Consider the following 19,101-nt stretch of genomic DNA (forward strand, 5'->3'; position numbering starts at 1 on the left):
ACTATTGACAGCCGTTTTTTTTTTTTATAATATTTGTGCTTTTTTACAGACATCAATGAGGTTTACATAAGTATAAGAAAAGCAGTGTAACCGATAGAAGGCATAGTGTATAAGAGAAAAGGAGAGAGATGGATGAAAAAGAATAAGATGAAAGAACGCATCATGTGTCTTGTATTAGCCGTGATGCTGGGTATCAGCGGTATCATACCTACGGCACCGGTATTAAAGACGGAGGCAGCATCATTATCAGCGGCGGATGATTCCCAGACAGTGATAGGATGTCATAGATTGCATGATACATCTTATGCTGCGGTACAGGTAGGCAATAAGATTTATTATTCAAGTGACAGAATGGGTTATATCTTTTGCTATGATGTCAAGAAAAAGACAAACAAGAAGTTAGCAAAGCTGCCAAAGCAGGTAAGAAATAAGAATACATATTATTCCTATAAGAATTATGCCAATATCAGCAACATGTTTTACTATAAAGGATATCTTTATTGTGGTTTAAAGGATGATCTTATGTGTTATGGCATTATTCGCGTAAATGTGAAAAATGGAAAGGTGAAAAAATTATTTTTTGAGCGTTCATCAATCAGCGTTTCGCCGGAGCCGGGTTTTGAGTTTTCCATTTATAAGAATAAGATATATTATGCATATTCAAATGGCACTTCAAACTATAATTATTATTTTGCATCTATGAATCTGGATGGCTCTCATAAAAAAGTAATCAGTCAAAAAGCGCTTACGAAAGTGTGTCGAAATGTAAAGGACAGCCGCATAATTGTTTATAGAGATGCGGTGTATGTCTATAACAACTTTGATGTTTTCTACAAAATAAACAAAAAAGGGAAAAAGACAAAGATCAAGAATCTGCCGAAAACATATATGAAGGTTAAGGTCAGCACATCCGGCTGCGTAATTGACGGTGAGAAAGCACAGTATAAGGGATATGAATATGACTCAATGGGATCTTTTGGCCTGTTAAACAAAAAGAATATTGCGACAGGAGAAGAAAAGGTCATTAATTCCAGCTCAAGCGAGAGAAGAAGCTATATTGTGCTTGGAGACTATATTCTGTTAAGAAAGAATAAAGCAAAGAAGAAACTGGGTGAATGTAAAATCACCCTTCAGCTTCTTAATAATAAAGGTAAGAAGATTAAAGATCTGTATAGCTACAATGTAAATTATAATGAGTAATATATCACAATTTTAAAAGCAAAGGAGAGATGATTATGAAAAAAATGAAGAAACTACTGGCGCTTATGTGCATCGCTATAGCTGCACTCATATGGCTGCCGGGACTAAAGTTTCCGGTAGAGGCGGGAAGTGTTGATTACGAGGAGACGGTGTTGGTAGAATCCGGAGCAGATGTCACCTTATCAATAAATCTCAGTAAGTTAAATCTACCGGCAGGTTTTGAGGTGGGTAGTTGTAACTGGCTTACAGATGGTGGAGCTGTCAGTGCAGATGGATTGTCATATACATTGAGAAATGTTACAAAATCCCAGTTTGTTTATGTATCTATATCCGACAAGAATAGTAGAGATGGAAAATTTTGTGAATTTTATATTTATGTAAATTCTTCAAATATAACAGCTAAAGCAGTTGGCAATAATACGGTGATAGCGAACTCAGGAGAGAAAGTAACACTAAAGGTATCCGCAAGCAGTAATCAGGGGAAGCTTACATATACATGGTATAAAGGACAGTCATACGGGGGAGATGTAGGACAGTTAGGGCATAGAGCATCTTATACCTGTACAGCACCGGTAAACAAAACAAAAAAGCTGAAGACTGAGGATTATCACTGTGTGATTTCTGATGAAATGGGTAATTCAAGCACAGTTTCCTTTACTGTATATGTAAACAGTATAGCCAAAGAGAGCAAATTAAAGACAAATAAGGTCTATATTCTGACATGGGATAGTCAGGTGGAACAGGCGATAAAGGCGGTTAATAAGAAATATCCGTCTTATACAAAGAATATCGAAGTGATCAAATATGAAGTTGGCGGAGGATCAGCTGAATATTATGCATTAGTACAGCAGAAGCTTGCAAACAATCCCGAAGCTACGTTTATCGTTTTGATGGATTCAGCAAAGCTGGATGTACTTTTATCTACAGGAGTATTTACAGATTTGGACAAGCTTGGACTTACAGATGCTTACAGCCAGTCTTATCCATATACCAGAAAAGCAGGAACCTATAAGGGCAAGCTTGTAGCGATGACACCGGAAGCAACACCGGGAGCATTTATGTTTGATCCGGATATTGCACAGAAGGTTCTTGGAACTTCAGATCCTGAAAAGGTTCAGAAGATGATCGGAACAGCTGATGGCTATCTGTCTGTTGCTGCAAAGATGAAAGAGGCCGGTTACTATATGACCTCCGGAGCATCAAAATATACAATGAGTGGTTGTGAGGGTATTCTCAATAACATGATAGGGGATACATCGTATTCTTACGAGGATAATAGCAAGGTATTTATGTTATCTGAAGCAGATAAGAAGACTGTGGAAAAGATCGCGAAGGCGACCCGTAGAAATGGATATGATACAGGAAGCTCGATGTGGAGCAGTGCTTGGGTGGCTGATATGACATCCGGTAAGGTATTTGGCTGGTTCTCTGGCACCTGGGGACAGTATAGCATTACATTTGACAAGCCGATGGCTGCCTGCCAGGGACCATTTGCCTATAACTGGGGTGGTACATACTACGCAATTAAGAGTGGCAGGCAGGATGAAGCAGCAGTGCAGTTCCTAAAAGCCTTATGTTGCGATCCTTCTGTAATGAGTTCTCTGGGCGACCTTCCAAATAATACCGTTGCAGCTCAGAAGGTGATCAGTAAGGGTAAGAATCCTGCAGCTATGAAAAATAATCAGAATATTTATAAAGTATTCGATAAGATGGCAAGAAGCATTAATGGTGGTTCTTATAAGATCTCAAAACCAAAGGTATCCCTTACAAGTAATGGCATTGTAAAGGGATCTGACGGAAAATATTACTATGTAAAGAAAGGTCTGATCCAGTCAGGCAGAAGCGGATTCATCAAAGTTGGCAAGAAGACCTATTACATCAAGAAGGGTGTAGTGCAGAATAAGAAGACCGGATTCGTGAAGAAAGGCAAGAAGTACTACTATGTAAAGAAGGGTGTCTGCAGTACAAAGAATGAATTCGTAAAGGTTGGTAAGAAGACCTATTATCTGAATAAGGGCGCAAAGAACACCAAGACCGGATTTGTAAAAGTCGGTAAGGCAACTTATTATGTTAAAAAAGGTCTGAAGACAGACAAGACAGCATTCATCAAAAATGGTAAGAAAGAATGTTATGTCAAGAATGGTGTATGGAAGAAATCTTACACTGGAAATGTCACCTATAGAAAGCATGTTTACTATGTGAAGAAGGGTGTAAAAGTAAAAAAGGTGAGATAATACATGAAGAATAGATTGAAGCAGATCATTGTCTGGTGCATGGTGGCAGCATTGCTATGCGTGAATTGCTCATTTACATCAGAAGCGAAAACAGGCAGTAAGGTTACAGTTCCAAAGACATCTATTACGTCAGTAAGATCCAGATCAGCGGGACAGGTGACAGTAAGATTTAAGAAATCAAAAAAGGCGGGCAGCTATCAGATTCAGATCAGTACAGACAAGAAGTTTAAGAAAAACGTAAAAAGCCAGAAAGTCAGTGCTAAGAAAACAATGGTAACGTTTAAGAAGCTGAAGCAGGGCAAAAAATATTATGTCAGAGTGCGTGTGTACCGGACTGTAAAGAAGAAAAAATATCACAGCGCATGGAGTAAAGTGAAGTCTGTTAAAGTGAAAAAGAAGACGACAAAGAAGGACTCCGGTCAGAAGAATACTGGTGATAGCAATAAGTCTGAGAACACCACAGATGTAACGGATGCCACTGAGAACGCAGGCACCACCAAGGATACAGACATCACTGGAAACACAGGTGCAACTAAGGATACAGATACCATCGGGAACTCAGGCACTACCGGGGACACGAATTCCGGCGGACAGGAGTCCGAGGATCAAAAAAAAGAGTGGGATGGCACGGCAGAGCTGGAAAAAATGGAATATGAAGTGGGAGAAGAAATAAAGGTTCATTATTCCAAGCAGCCGGAATGTGCAGGAGAAATAAAGGAATATTATACTTATGGTAATCAGGGAGAATATATCGATTATACAGAAAGATATACCAAAAAGAATGAGAACGGAAATGTGGTATGTACGAGTGCCGGACATACCAGCCTGTGTATTATATTCCCTGAGACAGAGCATTATAAAGAGACATGGATTGCTTTGGGAAAAGTGAGAATATACAATAATGAAGACCCGCTTGGAGGATTTAATCTGTCCGGTTATAGGTACGGGGAAACCATGAAGAAAGAGGTTGAAGATATAACCGTAACGAATGGTACAGGTTCTTTTTGTGAATGGTTTGCATGTGAAGGTAATGCTGCATGGTTAAATGAACATATAACCTTTAAGGTATCCGATGTTACACCGAAAGAATACAGAAATCTGATGGATTGGGCAGGCTGGAATACTTCAGAATCGGAAATAAAAGTAGAAACCTATAATCTGAAGGGGGTATATGGAGAGACAACATCCGTTACGACTTCGACAACAAGTGGAAAAATAGAATTTTCCGGCAAGGCAATGTCACAGTGCAAGCTTACTGTAACAGCTGGTGCAGGTGTGCGCGTGTGCAGACTGGATGCTTACAGGGATGGTGTTTTATATGACACTATGTATGTTGCTCCGAAGCCATATGATGAAGATGGAAATCTTCTTGATACAGAATTGTATACAAAGGTTCGGAGAAATGTAGAGGCAAAGCTGTGGACAGATGATATGTCGAATTATGATAAGCTGAAAACTCTTGCAGATTATATTTCAACGACAGCGCATTATCCGGGATATCAATGTACTCAAAAAGATGTAAATCCGACTCTGTGGGATGGATTCTCAGTCGATGGTATTGCGCTTTATTATAATATGTTCAATATGCCGGTTTTAAACCGCGCGATGGCATTGCGTGGCGGTATCATAACCTGTGTGGCTATAGATATTGTCTGCGCTGCGGCAGAGGAGGATCTGAGACTGAATTATCTGTATGATAAAGCGACAGATACTGTTGCAGAAGGCGAAGGCGTATGGCTTACGATCGGAGATGCCAGTACCAATCCAAGCGCAGGAGCGCATGAGTCTCTGGCATACAAAGATGCCGATGGCAATATTGTATATATCGATGCGCAGGGAAGAATGGCAAGAAATTCATGTGAAGAACATGGCTGCCTGGATAAGGTCATCAGAGACTAGAGCCGCGCCGGACATGAAGAGGCGAAGAATATAGAGGCAGATATTTAATCAAATAATGAAGGAGATGGATAAGATATGAAACAATTTTTAAAATCACATGCAATTTTATTCAGTATGCTTGCAGTCCTGATCGGATGCTTAATTTACCCGAATCAGGCAGATGCAAAGACATATCAGACACAGGATAACTATATTGGTGGTGGCGGATGTTCAGTTGTGATCAGTGGTAATAAGGTTTATTATTCAATCACGGAAACTGGAAAAATCTTCTGCTATGATATCAAAACGAAGAAGACAAAAACCATTGCCAAAGCAGGTGGAAAAGGATTTAGAAGCTTGAGAAAAAAAGGAAATTATCTGTATGCAGTCTATGATAATTATGGCGGATCCGATGGATCAGATAAGTATATCGTGCGTGTATCTATTAAGAATGGTAAGAAAACAAAACTTGCAAGAGGCCGTGATTTTGTATTTGCAGGCAAAAAGATCTACTATACAAAGACGCAGCATGTAAAGACCAGTGATATAGAATATGATAAAACGGTTGGTACATATTCCATGTCACTTACCGGAAAAAATAAAAAGAAAGCAAAATCTGTTGTATTAAGTACAGAACGGGATGCAAGAACGCCGATCAAGACATCAAAAGGTTCACTTACCTCCAGAGGAAAGACAGTGGGTAGTTTATATTTTCCACAGGCGATAGATTATACGACGTCAAAGGGAAAGAAAACGGAGATCTATAATGTATTGAAGGATAAGAATGCAAGCAGTACTTCAACGATACAGTATTATACATTACAGGGTGATTACATTGTGTATAAGAAATGTGATAAAAATGGATATTCCAAACTGATACTCGTGAAAAAGAACGGGAAAGGATCCAAAGTTTTATATTCAGAACCTTCTGCAAGCGGTTGGTAAAATGAAAATACAGGCGTTACAGCCGGTCGGTGTCAGGTGAGGGTCAGAACTTATAGCGTCAGATAGACAGTTAGAGCTTATGGCATCAGATGGACGATGTTGTATTTAGCATACGGCATCAGATACAGATAATAGAATTTATTTGTATCTGGTGCCGTTTTTTTACGCATTGTGATGGTAAAAAATGCGGATTAATGCTACAATAAAACGAATGGGGAAACGCTTTGGCAGATACGAATGAAAAGGCTGAATGAGATCATACGAGAGGAAACGAAAAAATGAACAAACGAAACCGGTTAAAAACCATTCGGCCGCAGAATGAACGTGCGGCAAGAGCATTCCGTAAGAAGCAGAACATGAAGGTAGAGCTGAATAAAAAGTGGCTGCCTGTTGTCTATGTGGTGATGCTCGGTATCTGTATTTTACTGAATGTGACAAATGATAGTCTGGATCCGGCAAATGTGCTGATCAGTGTCTGTATGTTTGGAATCGTGGGAGCGATATTTGTCTATGCATATAAGCATTTGAAGCATATCGACCAGATGGGGGAAGATTTTCGTATAGCCATCAGCTATATCAAGGGCGACTATGCAAAAGAAAAGAAGCTTCTTTGGGATCTGTATCGTACCGAGACCCGGTATGGTATCTTTAATGAGGAACATCTGAGAAATTCCTATGTAGATTATGTGGAAGAAATGAAACGTCTGGAGCAGGATGAGGAAGGAAAATATGCCTGCGATATCGAAGATTTTATCAATTACCAGCTGATCGATGATGCGGTTGAAAAAGGTCGTCTGAGTCTGGTTCCGGGAGCCATGACAGGACTGGGTATCCTTGGTACCTTTATCGGTCTGTCAATCGGACTTCAGGCATTTAATACAGGTTCAGCAGAGGAGATTACGAACAGTATCGGACCTCTGATGGATGGTATCAAGGTTGCGTTCCATACATCTATCTATGGTATGATCTTTTCCCTGACATTTAATCTGATCTTTAAGACGGTTCTGGAACAGGCATATCACAAGCTGGATGAATTTGTAGCAGAGTTCAAACGGTATGTGCGTCCGGATGCTACCTACGACAATGGCAATCTGGAACTTGATTTCCAGAAGAAACAGTTGGAAGCAACGATAGCAACACAGAAGGCAATCGAAGAAACACTTGCATATCTGAAATCCATGCATGAAGATATCGAAGATATCCGTATCCTGACGAAAGATCAGAATGACATCTTCCGGGGCAGACTGAACCGCCCGAGGGCGATCGAGCAGAGCAGCAGGGAGGGATAAGGCATGAGTAAGAAACGAAGAAGACCGGAGGAAGAAGAAACCTCTTACTGGCTGTCGTATTCCGATATGATGGCGGCGCTCCTTCTGATCTTTATTCTGATCATTTCTTTTACACTGATGCAGTCAAAGAGCCAGTATGAGAGTAAACAGGCAGAGCTTGATAAGCAGAAAGAAATTATCAAGGAACAGGAGCAGTTGTTAAAAGACCAGCAGGAGGAGCTTGACCGTATCGCAGGCATCCGAAGTGATCTGGTGGCGGCACTCCGTGATGAGTTCGCAGACAGTTCGTTAAATGTCAAGGTAGACGAGAAAACGGGTGCGATCACCTTTGATGCAAGCGTTTTGTTTGATGTAGCAGACAGTGATCTGAAGGAAGAAGGAAAGACATTCTTGAAAGAATTTCTTCCCAAATACTGTAAAGTGCTGCTGGATGAAAAATATCGTGATTATGTATCGGAGATTATTATAGAAGGTCATACAGATACGAATGGATCTTATATTTATAATCTTGAACTTTCCCAGCATAGAGCCTTTTCTGTTGCAAAGTATTGCCTGACCGAGAGTAACGGGATCATAAGCTCCACGGATGTTGAACTGCTTCGAAGTGTGCTGACGGCAAATGGAAAGTCCTACAGCAATCCGATTTATAAGGAGGATGGAGCTGTCGATCTGGAAGCATCCAGACGAGTAGAGATTCTGTTCCGGCTTCAGGATGAAGAAATGATCGCTGAGATGATGGATATTCTGAAAGAGAAATAGATATTTTGAAAGAGAAACAGACCAACACTTGCGGTTTTAAAAACGAGATGGTACAATGAGCATTGCGATGGGATGTGTTTGTACATACCAGCATAATGCGAAACCAACATTGAACCGACAGGTGAAATGGTACAATGAGCATTGCGACGGTACATATTTATATGTACTAAATGGATAGATTGTCTTTTGAAAGGAAAACGAGATGAAAAGAGTAGTTGTAACAGGAATGGGCGCTGTAACCCCGATCGGAAATAACGTAGAAGAATTCTGGGATGGCATTAAGAAGAATAAAGTAGGTATTGGCGAGATTACAAAATTTGATGTATCCGAATATAAATGCAAAATGGGTGCTGAAGTAAAAGATTTTGATCCAAAACAATATATGGATCCAAAGGCAGCCAGAAGAATGGAGCCGTTCTGCCAGTATGCAGTTGCAGCTACAGGCGAAGCAATCAAGAATGCCGGTATTGATCTTGAGAAAGAAGATCTGACAAGATTCGGAACCTGTATCGGTAACGGACTTGGCGGTGTAGCTACGATCGAAAAGGAACATGCCAAGGTTATGAATGGTAAGGCAAACCGTGTCAGTGTAATGATGGTTCCTATGATGATCTCGAATATGGCAGCCGGAAATGTAGCGATCGCATATGGCTTAAAGGGCAAATGTACAGATGTTGTAACAGCATGTGCGACAGGAACAAACAGCATTGGCGAGGCATATCGTTATATTCAGGTCGGAGATGCAGATGTGATGGTAGCCGGAGGCGCTGAATCACCGATCTGTGAGACAAATGTTTCAGGATTTATCTCCATGACAGCTCTTTCAAGTGCAACAGAAGCAGATCGTGCGTCGATTCCGTTTGACAAAGACAGATGTGGATTCGTTATCGGTGAAGGCGCCGGAGTCGTAGTTCTGGAATCTTTGGAGCATGCGCAGGCAAGAGGAGCAAAGATCCTTGCCGAGGTTGTCGGATATGGTTCCACCTGTGATGCATTTCACATTACATCCCCTGCCGAGGATGGAGAGGGTGCAGCAAGAGCCATGACACTTGCGATCAACGAGGCTGGCATTACACCGGCAGATGTTGATTATATCAATGCACACGGAACAAGTACCCACCACAATGATCTTTATGAGACAAGAGCCATTAAGAAAGCATTTGGTAAGGATGCATATAATGTAAATATCAATTCTACAAAATCCATGATCGGTCATTTATTTGGCGCGGCCGGAGCAGTTGAATTTATTACATGCGTAAAATCTATCGAAGATGGATACATTCACCCAACAGTAGGTCTTCGTGAGACAGAAGGCGAGATCGACCTGAATTATACAAAGGGTGAGGGCGTTCATAAGGACATTACATATGCACTGAGCAATTCTCTTGGATTTGGCGGACACAATGCAAGTATCCTTGTAAAGAAATGGGAAGAATAAGATCCAGACAAAAACAGATATAAAAGAATTACACATCATAAATAATGTGAGCAAAAGTATTTGCACGAAAAAGTGTAAATTTACATGGAAAAGTGAAAATTTACATCAAAAAGTGAAAAAACGTATTGACATATTCCTTGTGTTATGGTAAAGTATCCCCCGATGAACTGCCGAAGACAGTAGGTGCCGGATGGCATAAGTTGAAAAACACCTACCGAGGAATATATCGTTAATATTATTTTAACTATATGCTCTCTGTCTTATCGACAGAGAGCTTTTCTTATTTTAGCAGAAGATGCTTTCTGTTAACTATGTGCAGTCATTAGTAAAACAAGGAGGCGCATTATGGCAAAGGTAGAGATTAAGAAGCCAGTAGTTGAAGAAATCAAAGCTAACTTAGATGGTGCTCAGACAGCAGTTGTAGTTGACTACCGTGGACTTACAGTTGAGCAGGACACACAGCTTCGTAAGCAGTTAAGAGAAGCTGGGGTTGTTTATAAGGTATACAAGAACACCATGATCAACTTCGCTATTGAAGGCACAGAGTTCGAGGGACTGAAGCCATGTCTCGAAGGACCTACCGGATTAGCTATCTGTAAGACAGATGCTACAGCAGCAGCCAGAATCTTGGCTAACTTCGCAAAGACTGCTCCGGCACTTGAGCTTAAGGGTGGCGTTGTAGAAGGTACATTCTACGATGCAGCAGGTATCGCAGTTATTGCAAACATTCCTTCAAGAGAAGTACTTATTTCCAAATTCCTTGGAAGTATCCAGTCACCTATTGCAAACTTCGCTCGTGTTATCAAGCAGATTGCAGAACAGAAGGAAGCTTAATTATTTGTGCATACAGGCACATCGGCTTCTATTTAATAGAAGCAGCAATTATTAAACTATATTATATTAATGGAGGAAATAATAATGACAACTCAGGAAATTATTGAAGTAATCAAAGGTTTATCAGTATTAGAATTAAATGACTTAGTTAAAGCATGTGAGGAAGAATTCGGCGTATCAGCAGCAGCAGGTGTTGTTGTAGCAGCAGCAGGCGGAGACGCTCCAGCAGCAGAAGAGAAGGATTCATTCGATATCGAACTTACAGAAGTTGGTCCTAACAAGGTTAAGGTTATCAAGGTTGTTCGTGAGATCACAGGTCTTGGCTTAAAGGAAGCTAAGGATGCTGTTGATGGCGCTCCAAAGGTTATCAAAGAGGGAGCTTCAAAGGACGAGGCTGAGGAAGCTAAGACTAAGTTAGAGGCTGAAGGCGCTAAGGTTACATTAAAGTAATTTTATTCCTTGTATTTATGAATATCTTTCGACCTGGCGGGAGAATTACCTGCCAGGTCGTTTTTGTCAAAGTTCCGGCGAACTGATCATTTTTATCAATAAGAGCAGTTGAGACCGAATAAGTGATTTTAAGATTCTGAACACAGATACGACATGATATAGTCGGCGTTATGTATCTGTTCTGTAATAATACCGCTGCAGGCTGTTTCAAAAGAATGCAGAGGGGCATATAAATATGGATAAAAGTTCATATTCAATTCTTTTTCAAAAATATTCCAAATTTTTCTTGACATGCACCTTGAAAACGTGATATGATGTAGACTGTCTATACTATGGGTTGGTTTGCTTTCAAACCAGATGTATAATGACACGGCTAATATATTTCGGTTAAATGTAAGCATTTCAACAGAATATACGCTTAAAAATAAATTCCAAGGGGTGAATGTGTCGATGGAAAAAAACAGAATTAGTCCTGTTCAATCTGGTAAAGGTATCCGAATGAGTTATTCCAGACAGAAAGATGTCCTGGAGATGCCTAACTTTATCGAAGTTCAGAAAAACTCATACCAGTGGTTCCTTACCGATGGTCTGAAGGAGGCATTTAAAGATATCTCTCCTATTACTGACTATACAGGACAGCTTAGTCTTGAGTTTGTAGATTTCCAGTTATGTAGAGATGATGTGAAGTACTCAATCGAAGAGTGCAAGGAAAGAGATGCAACATATGCTGCACCGCTTAAAGTAAAAGTAAGACTCCATGCAAATGACGCAAAGGAAATGTCAGAACATGAGATTTTCATGGGTGATCTTCCTCTTATGACCGAGACAGGTACATTTGTGATCAACGGTGCAGAGCGAGTTATCGTAAGCCAGTTGGTGCGTTCACCTGGTATCTACTATGATATTGCACATGATAAGATTGGTAAGAAGCTGTACTCCTGTACAGTTATCCCAAACCGTGGTGCATGGTTAGAGTACGAAACAGATTCGAATGATGTTTTCTATGTTCGTGTAGATAGAACCAGAAAGGTGCCTATCACAGTACTTATCCGTTCACTGGGAATCGGAACAAATGCAGAGATTATCGATCTGTTTGGCGAAGAACCAAAGATTTTAGCAAGTATTGAAAAGGATCCTTCTGAGACATATCAGGATGGTCTTCTTGAGCTGTACAAAAAAATAAGACCGGGTGAGCCTCTTGCAGTAGAGAGTGCAGAGAACCTGATCAATGCAATGTTTTTTGATCCAAGACGTTATGATCTTGCAAAGGTTGGACGTTATAAGTTCAATAAGAAGCTGGCATTCCAGAACAGAATCACAGGTCAGATACTTGCAGAGGATGCGATCGATCCGGCAACCGGTGAAGTGATCGCAGAAGCAGGCACGACACTTACAAGAGCACAGGCAAAGGATATCCAGGATGCTGCTGTACCATATGTTATGATCCAGACAGAAGAACGTAACGTAAAGGTGCTTTCAAATATGGTAGTAGATCTGTCCAAGTATGTTGGATTTGATCCTGCTGAAGTAGGTATCCATGAGGGTGTATACTATCCTGTCCTTGAAACCCTTTTAAATGAATATTCAGACGAAGAAGAATTAAAGGCAGCTATCGCAAGAGATGCATCTGACCTTGTTCCAAAGCATATAACAAAAGAAGACATTATCGCTTCAATTAACTACAACATTCACCTTGAATATGGTATTGGAACAAAGGATGATATCGATCACCTTGGTAACAGACGTATCCGTGCAGTCGGAGAACTTCTTCAAAATCAGTATAGAATCGGTCTTTCCAGACTGGAAAGAGTTGTAAGAGAGAGAATGACGACTCAGGACGTAGAGACGATCACTCCACAGTCTCTGATCAACATCAAGCCTGTAACAGCAGCAGTTAAGGAATTCTTCGGAAGTTCCCAGTTGTCACAGTTCATGGATCAGAACAACCCATTGTCTGAGCTGACTCATAAGAGAAGATTATCAGCCCTTGGTCCTGGTGGTCTGTCACGAGACAGAGCAGGATTCGAGGTTCGAGATGTACACTATACTCATTATGGTAGAATGTGTCCTATCGAGACTCCTGAAGGTCCTAACATCGGTCTGATCAACTCTCTGGCTACTTATGCAAGAATCAATGAGTATGGTTTTGTAGAAGCACCATACAGAAAACTGGATAAATCAGATCCTGCAAACCCTGTAGTTACAGATGAGGTTATTTATCTGACGGCAGATGAAGAAGATAATTACAGAGTTGCACAGGCAAATGAACCTCTGGATGCAGATGGTCATTTCGTAAATAACAACGTATCAGGAAGATACAGAGAGGATACAACAGAGTTCCCGAAATCAAGAGTTGATCTGATGGACGTTTCTCCTAAGATGGTATTCTCAGTTGCTACATCCATGATTCCTTTCCTTGAGAACGATGATGCAAACCGTGCTCTGATGGGATCAAACATGCAGCGTCAGGCAGTTCCGCTTATGCTTACCGAATCAGCCGTTGTAGGTACCGGTATGGAAGCAAAGGCAGCTGTTGACTCAGGTGTATGTATCGTTGCAAAGAGAGATGGTGTAGTTGAATATTCCACAAGTAAGGAAATCTGTATTAAGGCAGATGAAGATGGAACAAAGGATATCTACCACGTTATCAAGTTCGCACGAAGCAATCAGGGTAACTGTATGAACCAGAGACCTATCGTATTCAAGGGCGAGCATGTTAAGGCCGGAGAGGTTATCGCAGACGGACCGTCTACTTCAGGTGGAGAGATCGCACTTGGAAAGAATCCTCTGATCGGTTTCATGACCTGGGAAGGTTACAACTACGAGGATGCTGTTCTTTTAAGTGAAAGACTTGTAAAAGATGATGTATATACATCTATTCATATTGAGGAGTACGAATGCGAAGCAAGAGATACCAAGCTCGGACCGGAAGAGATCACAAGAGATCTTGCGGGATTGTCCAATGATGCATTAAAGGATTTGGATGAGAATGGTATTATCCGTATCGGTGCTGAGGTTCGTGCCGGAGATATCCTTGTCGGTAAGGTTACTCCTAAGGGAGAGACAGAGCTGACAGCAGAGGAAAGACTCCTTCGTGCCATCTTTGGTGAGAAGGCAAGAGAAGTAAGAGATACTTCCCTTAAGGTTCCTCATGGAGCATTTGGTGTCATCATGGATACCAAGATCTTCACAAGAGAAAACGGTGATGAACTTTCACCGGGTGTTAATAAATCAGTCAGAGTATACATTGCTCAGAAGAGAAAGATCCAGGTAGGAGATAAGATGGCCGGTCGTCATGGTAACAAGGGTGTAATTTCCCGTGTACTTCCGGTAGAAGATATGCCATTCCTTCCAAATGGTCGTCCGCTCGATATCGTGTTGAACCCACTGGGCGTTCCTTCACGTATGAATATCGGACAGGTTCTTGAAATCCATCTTGGTCTTGCTTCACAGGTTCTCGGATTCAAGGTTTCAACTCCTGTGTTTGATGGTGCAGACGAGTTTGATATCATGGATACTCTTGAGATGGCGAATGATTATGCAAATACCGAGTGGGAAGATTTCTATGAGAAATATAAAGACTCTGTTTCGGAAGAAGTAATGAATTACCTCTATGAGAACAGAGACCACAGAGAAGAATGGAAGGGCGTTCCAATCGACAGAACCGGTAAGGTACAGCTTCGTGACGGTAGAACCGGTGAAGAATTTGACAGCCCTGTAACAATCGGTTACATGCATTATCTTAAGCTCCACCATCTGGTTGATGATAAGATCCATGCACGTTCAACCGGTCCGTACTCATTAGTTACACAGCAGCCTCTGGGTGGTAAAGCTCAGTTCGGTGGACAGCGTTTCGGTGAGATGGAAGTTTGGGCACTGGAAGCATACGGTGCATCATATACATTACAGGAAATCCTGACTGTTAAGTCGGATGATGTAATCGGACGTGTTAAGACATATGAAGCGATCATTAAGGGTGAGAATATTCCTACACCTGGTATCCCTGAGTCATTCAAGGTACTGCTGAAGGAATTCCAGTCACTTGGTCTCGATGTCAGAGTTGTAAAAGACGATATGACAGAGGTTGATCTCGGTGAGACGATCGAAGCGTATGACGAGAATGTTAAGAGCATGATCGATGATGATAAACGGGAAGCTGATGGACGTGAATTTGAAGAAGCGGGCTTCAGCGGAACAGATGAAAATGATGAGCTGACATCATTATCAGACGGAGAATATCTGGATGATTACAATGACGACTATGATGGCAACTCGGATGATGAATTTTAGAAAGGAGATTTTGTAAGATGCCAGAATTTAACATGGAAACTCCAGAACAGGAACAGGCTTTAAGCTTTGACGCAATTAGAATCGGACTTGCATCTCCTGAAAAAATCAGAGAATGGTCACATGGTGAGGTTAAGAAACCTGAGACTATCAACTACAGAACATTAAAACCGGAAAAAGACGGTTTGTTCTGCGAGAGAATATTTGGACCTAGCAAGGACTGGGAATGTCATTGCGGTAAATATAAGAAGATCAGATATAAAGGTATTATCTGTGATCGATGCGGTGTAGAGGTTACAAAGGCCAGCGTTCGTAGAGAGCGTATGGGTCATATCGAGCTTGCAGCACCGGTATCCCATATCTGGTATTTCAAAGGTATTCCTAGCCGTATGGGACTGATCCTTGATATTTCTCCAAGAGTACTTGAAAAGGTATTATACTTTGCATCTTATATCGTTCTTGATCCAAAGGACACACCGCTTACTTATAAGCAGGTTCTGACAGAGCAGGAATACAGAAAGGCTGAAGAGGACTTCGGATACGGCTCCTTCCGTGCAGGAATGGGTGCTGAGTCCATTCAGGAGCTCTTAAGAGCAATCGATCTGGATAAAGAAAGCGAAGAATTAAAGGCTGAGCTTAAGAATTCAAGCGGACAGAAGAGAGCCAGAATCATCAAGAGACTGGAAGTTGTTGAAGCATTCCGTAATTCTGAGAATAAGCCGGAGTGGATGATCATGGATGTTATTCCGGTTATCCCACCGGATATCAGACCTATGGTTCAGTTGGATGGCGGCAGATTTGCTACATCTGACCTGAATGACTTATATAGAAGAATTATCAACAGAAATAACCGCTTAAGAAGACTTCTTGATCTGAACGCTCCTGACATCATTGTCAGAAACGAGAAGAGGATGCTTCAGGAAGCTGTTGATGCGTTAATTGATAATGGTAGAAGAGGCCGTCCTGTAACAGGTCCGGGTAACAGAGCATTAAAGTCTCTGTCCGATATGTTAAAGGGTAAGCAGGGACGTTTCCGTCAGAACCTTCTTGGTAAGCGTGTTGACTATTCAGGACGTTCCGTTATCGTAGTAGGACCGGAACTTAAGATCTATCAGTGTGGTCTTCCAAAGGAAATGGCTATCGAATTATTCAAGCCATTTGTTATGAAAGAACTGACAGCCAGCGGCAGAGCGAATAACATTAAAGCTGCTAAGAAGATGGTAGAAAAGCTTGAGCCGGAAGTTTGGGATGTACTTGAGGATGTAATCAAAGAGCATCCGGTTATGTTAAACCGTGCTCCTACACTTCACAGACTGGGTATCCAGGCATTTGAGCCTATCCTTGTAGAAGGTAAGGCAATCAAGCTTCATCCACTGGTATGTACAGCGTTCAACGCCGATTTCGATGGTGACCAGATGGCTGTTCACCTTCCACTTACAGTTGAGGCACAGGCAGAATGTAGATTCCTGCTCCTGTCCCCGAATAACCTTCTGAAGCCTTCAGATGGTGCTCCGGTTGCCGTTCCTTCACAGGATATGGTCCTTGGTATCTACTATCTGACAATGGAGAAGGATGGCGATATCGGAGAAGGCAAGTTCTTCAAGTCAAAGAACGAAGCACTGCTTGCATATGAGAACAAGGAGATCACTCTCCACTCTAAGATAAAAGTAAGAAGAACTGTTACGACAGAAGACGGAGCAGAGGTTACAGGTATCATCGATACTACACTCGGTCGTTTGCTGTTCAACGAGATCATTCCTCAGGATCTTGGATATGTTGACAGAACAAATCCTGACAATATCCTGAAACTTGAGATTGATTTCCATGTTGGTAAGAAACAGTTAAAGCCGATCCTTGACAAATGTATCAATACACATGGCGCAACCAAGACTGCTGAAGTTCTGGATGACGTAAAGGCAATCGGTTACAAGTATTCAACCAGAGGTGCTATTTCAGTATCTATTTCAGATATGAAGGTGCCGGACGAGAAGAAGCAGATCCTTGCAGATGCTCAGACTCAGGTTGACAAGATCACAAAGATGTTCAGACGTGGTCTTATGACAGAGGAGGAGAGATACCTCGCTGTTGTTAAGGTTTGGGAAGAAGCCGATAAGGTTCTGACAAAAGCCCTTCTGGACGGACTTGATAAATATAACAACATCTTCATGATGGCAGATTCCGGTGCCCGTGGATCTAACCAGCAGATCAAACAGCTGGCTGGTATGCGTGGTCTGATGGCAGATACAACCGGTCGTACGATCGAACTTCCGATTAAGTCAAACTTCCGTGAAGGTCTTGACGTTCTGGAGTATTTCATTTCAGCGCATGGTGCTCGTAAGGGTCTGTCCGATACAGCGCTTCGTACAGCCGATTCAGGATACCTGACCAGACGTCTGGTTGACGTATCACAGGATCTGATCATTCGCGAGACAGATTGTTGTGCAGGAAAAGCAATTCCTGGTATGGAAGTAGAAGCATTCATGGAAGGCAAAGAAGTAATCGAATCCTTCCAGGAGAGAATTACAGGTCGTTACCTTGCAGAATCTGTATACGATAAAGATGGTAACCTTTTAGTTAAGGCAAACCACATGGTATCACCAAAGAGAGCTGCTCTGATCGTAAATCAGGGTGTAGATTCAAACGGTGTTCCGTTCCTTGATCCGGATACAGGTGTTACAAGACAGGATGCAAAGCTTAAGATCAGAACGATCCTGACATGTAAGTCACACCTTGGTGTATGTGCAAAATGTTACGGTGCCAACATGGCAACCGGACAGCCGGTACAGGTTGGTGAAGCTGCCGGAATCATCGCAGCTCAGTCAATCGGTGAGCCTGGTACACAGCTTACCATGAGAACGTTCCATACTGGTGGTGTTGCCGGTGATGATATTACACAGGGTCTTCCTAGAGTAGAAGAGTTGTTCGAAGCAAGAAAGCCAAAGGGACTTGCGATCATTGCAGAGTTTGGCGGTAAGGTTCAGCTTCGTGATAATAAGAAGAAGAGAGAAGTTGTTATCACAAATGACGAGACAGGCGAATCAAAGGCATACTTAATTCCTTATGGTTCCCGTATCAAGGTTCTGGACGATCAGGTTCTGGAAGCCGGTGATGAATTAACAGAAGGTTCTGTTAATCCACATGATATCTTAAAGATCAAAGGTATCCGTGCAGTTCAGGATTACATGCTTCGTGAAGTACAGCGAGTATACAGACTTCAGGGTGTTGATATCAATGATAAGCATATCGAGATCATTGTTCGTCAGATGTTAAAGAAGATCAGGATCGAGGATAACGGAGATTCATCCTACCTTCCGGGAACACTGGTTGACGTTCTTGATTTTGAAGATACAAATGAGCAGCTCATCGCAGAAGGCAAACAGCCGGCAGAAGGCTCACAGGTAATGCTTGGTATTACAAAGGCATCGCTTGCTACAGATTCCTTTATGTCAGCAGCGTCCTTCCAGGAGACAACAAAGGTTCTTACAGATGCAGCTATTAAGAGTAAGGTGGATCCGCTTAATGGTCTGAAAGAGAACGTTATTATCGGTAAGCTGATCCCAGCAGGTACAGGTATGAAGCGCTATCGTTCTGTAAAGCTTGATACAGAGATGGATGAGATCAACTTCTTTGATGATGATGATGATGACGAGATCGACTTCGGAGATGATCTGGAAAGCACAGAGTTAGAAGATGCAGTTGATACCGATGCAGATGCAGAGGATGAGGCGGAAGAAAATGCTTCAGACTTGGAATCTGTAGAGGCAGAGACATCTGATAACGAATAAAT

Annotated in this window: 11 protein-coding genes and 1 other annotated feature; all 11 genes read left to right on the forward strand. The window is 41.7% G+C overall.

The features are described from left to right. The first annotated feature begins 132 nt into the window (after positions 1-132). A complete protein-coding gene (locus CLOL250_RS08830; protein WP_044945743.1) occupies positions 133-1,200 on the forward strand; it encodes a hypothetical protein in 1,068 nt (355 codons plus the stop codon). Positions 1,201-1,235: 35 nt separating this feature from the next. Further along, positions 1,236-3,434 carry an ABC transporter substrate-binding protein gene (locus CLOL250_RS08835; RefSeq protein WP_044945746.1) on the forward strand — a complete coding sequence of 733 codons (2,199 nt, stop codon included), beginning with the start codon at positions 1,236-1,238 and terminating at the stop codon, positions 3,432-3,434. A gap of 3 nt (positions 3,435-3,437) precedes the next feature. Beyond that, on the forward strand, positions 3,438-5,333 hold the full coding sequence (locus CLOL250_RS08840; RefSeq protein WP_008402024.1) for a fibronectin type III domain-containing protein: 1,896 nt from the start codon (positions 3,438-3,440) through the stop codon (positions 5,331-5,333). Positions 5,334-5,408: 75 nt separating this feature from the next. After that, positions 5,409-6,257: a hypothetical protein gene (locus tag CLOL250_RS08845; RefSeq protein WP_008402025.1), complete on the forward strand. Its 849-nt coding sequence runs from the start codon at positions 5,409-5,411 to the stop codon at positions 6,255-6,257. 278 nt (positions 6,258-6,535) lie between these two features. Further along, positions 6,536-7,546 carry a MotA/TolQ/ExbB proton channel family protein gene (locus tag CLOL250_RS08850; protein WP_008402027.1) on the forward strand — a complete coding sequence of 337 codons (1,011 nt, stop codon included), beginning with the start codon at positions 6,536-6,538 and terminating at the stop codon, positions 7,544-7,546. A 3-nt stretch (positions 7,547-7,549) separates the two neighbouring features. Next, on the forward strand, positions 7,550-8,305 hold the full coding sequence (locus CLOL250_RS08855; protein WP_008402028.1) for an OmpA family protein: 756 nt from the start codon (positions 7,550-7,552) through the stop codon (positions 8,303-8,305). A 202-nt stretch (positions 8,306-8,507) separates the two neighbouring features. Further along, entirely contained in the window at positions 8,508-9,743 is a 1,236-nt protein-coding gene (fabF, locus tag CLOL250_RS08860; RefSeq protein WP_008402030.1) for a beta-ketoacyl-ACP synthase II, read from the forward strand. Positions 9,744-9,895: 152 nt separating this feature from the next. Then, positions 9,896-10,033 (forward strand) — a sequence feature (ribosomal protein L10 leader region). A 55-nt stretch (positions 10,034-10,088) separates the two neighbouring features. Then, positions 10,089-10,577, forward strand: a complete 489-nt coding sequence (gene rplJ, locus CLOL250_RS08865) for a 50S ribosomal protein L10 (RefSeq protein ID WP_008402032.1) — start codon at positions 10,089-10,091, stop codon at positions 10,575-10,577. 84 nt (positions 10,578-10,661) lie between these two features. Further along, entirely contained in the window at positions 10,662-11,027 is a 366-nt protein-coding gene (rplL, locus tag CLOL250_RS08870) for a 50S ribosomal protein L7/L12 (RefSeq protein WP_021944598.1), read from the forward strand. 450 nt (positions 11,028-11,477) lie between these two features. Then, positions 11,478-15,317 carry a DNA-directed RNA polymerase subunit beta gene (gene rpoB, locus CLOL250_RS08875; RefSeq protein ID WP_044945749.1) on the forward strand — a complete coding sequence of 1,280 codons (3,840 nt, stop codon included), beginning with the start codon at positions 11,478-11,480 and terminating at the stop codon, positions 15,315-15,317. Positions 15,318-15,334: 17 nt separating this feature from the next. Then, positions 15,335-19,099, forward strand: a complete 3,765-nt coding sequence (gene rpoC, locus CLOL250_RS08880; RefSeq protein WP_008402036.1) for a DNA-directed RNA polymerase subunit beta' — start codon at positions 15,335-15,337, stop codon at positions 19,097-19,099. Positions 19,100-19,101 lie beyond the last annotated feature (2 nt).

The sequence above is a fragment of the Clostridium sp. L2-50 genome, from assembly GCF_000154245.1.
GTDB lineage: Bacteria > Bacillota > Clostridia > Lachnospirales > Lachnospiraceae > Coprococcus.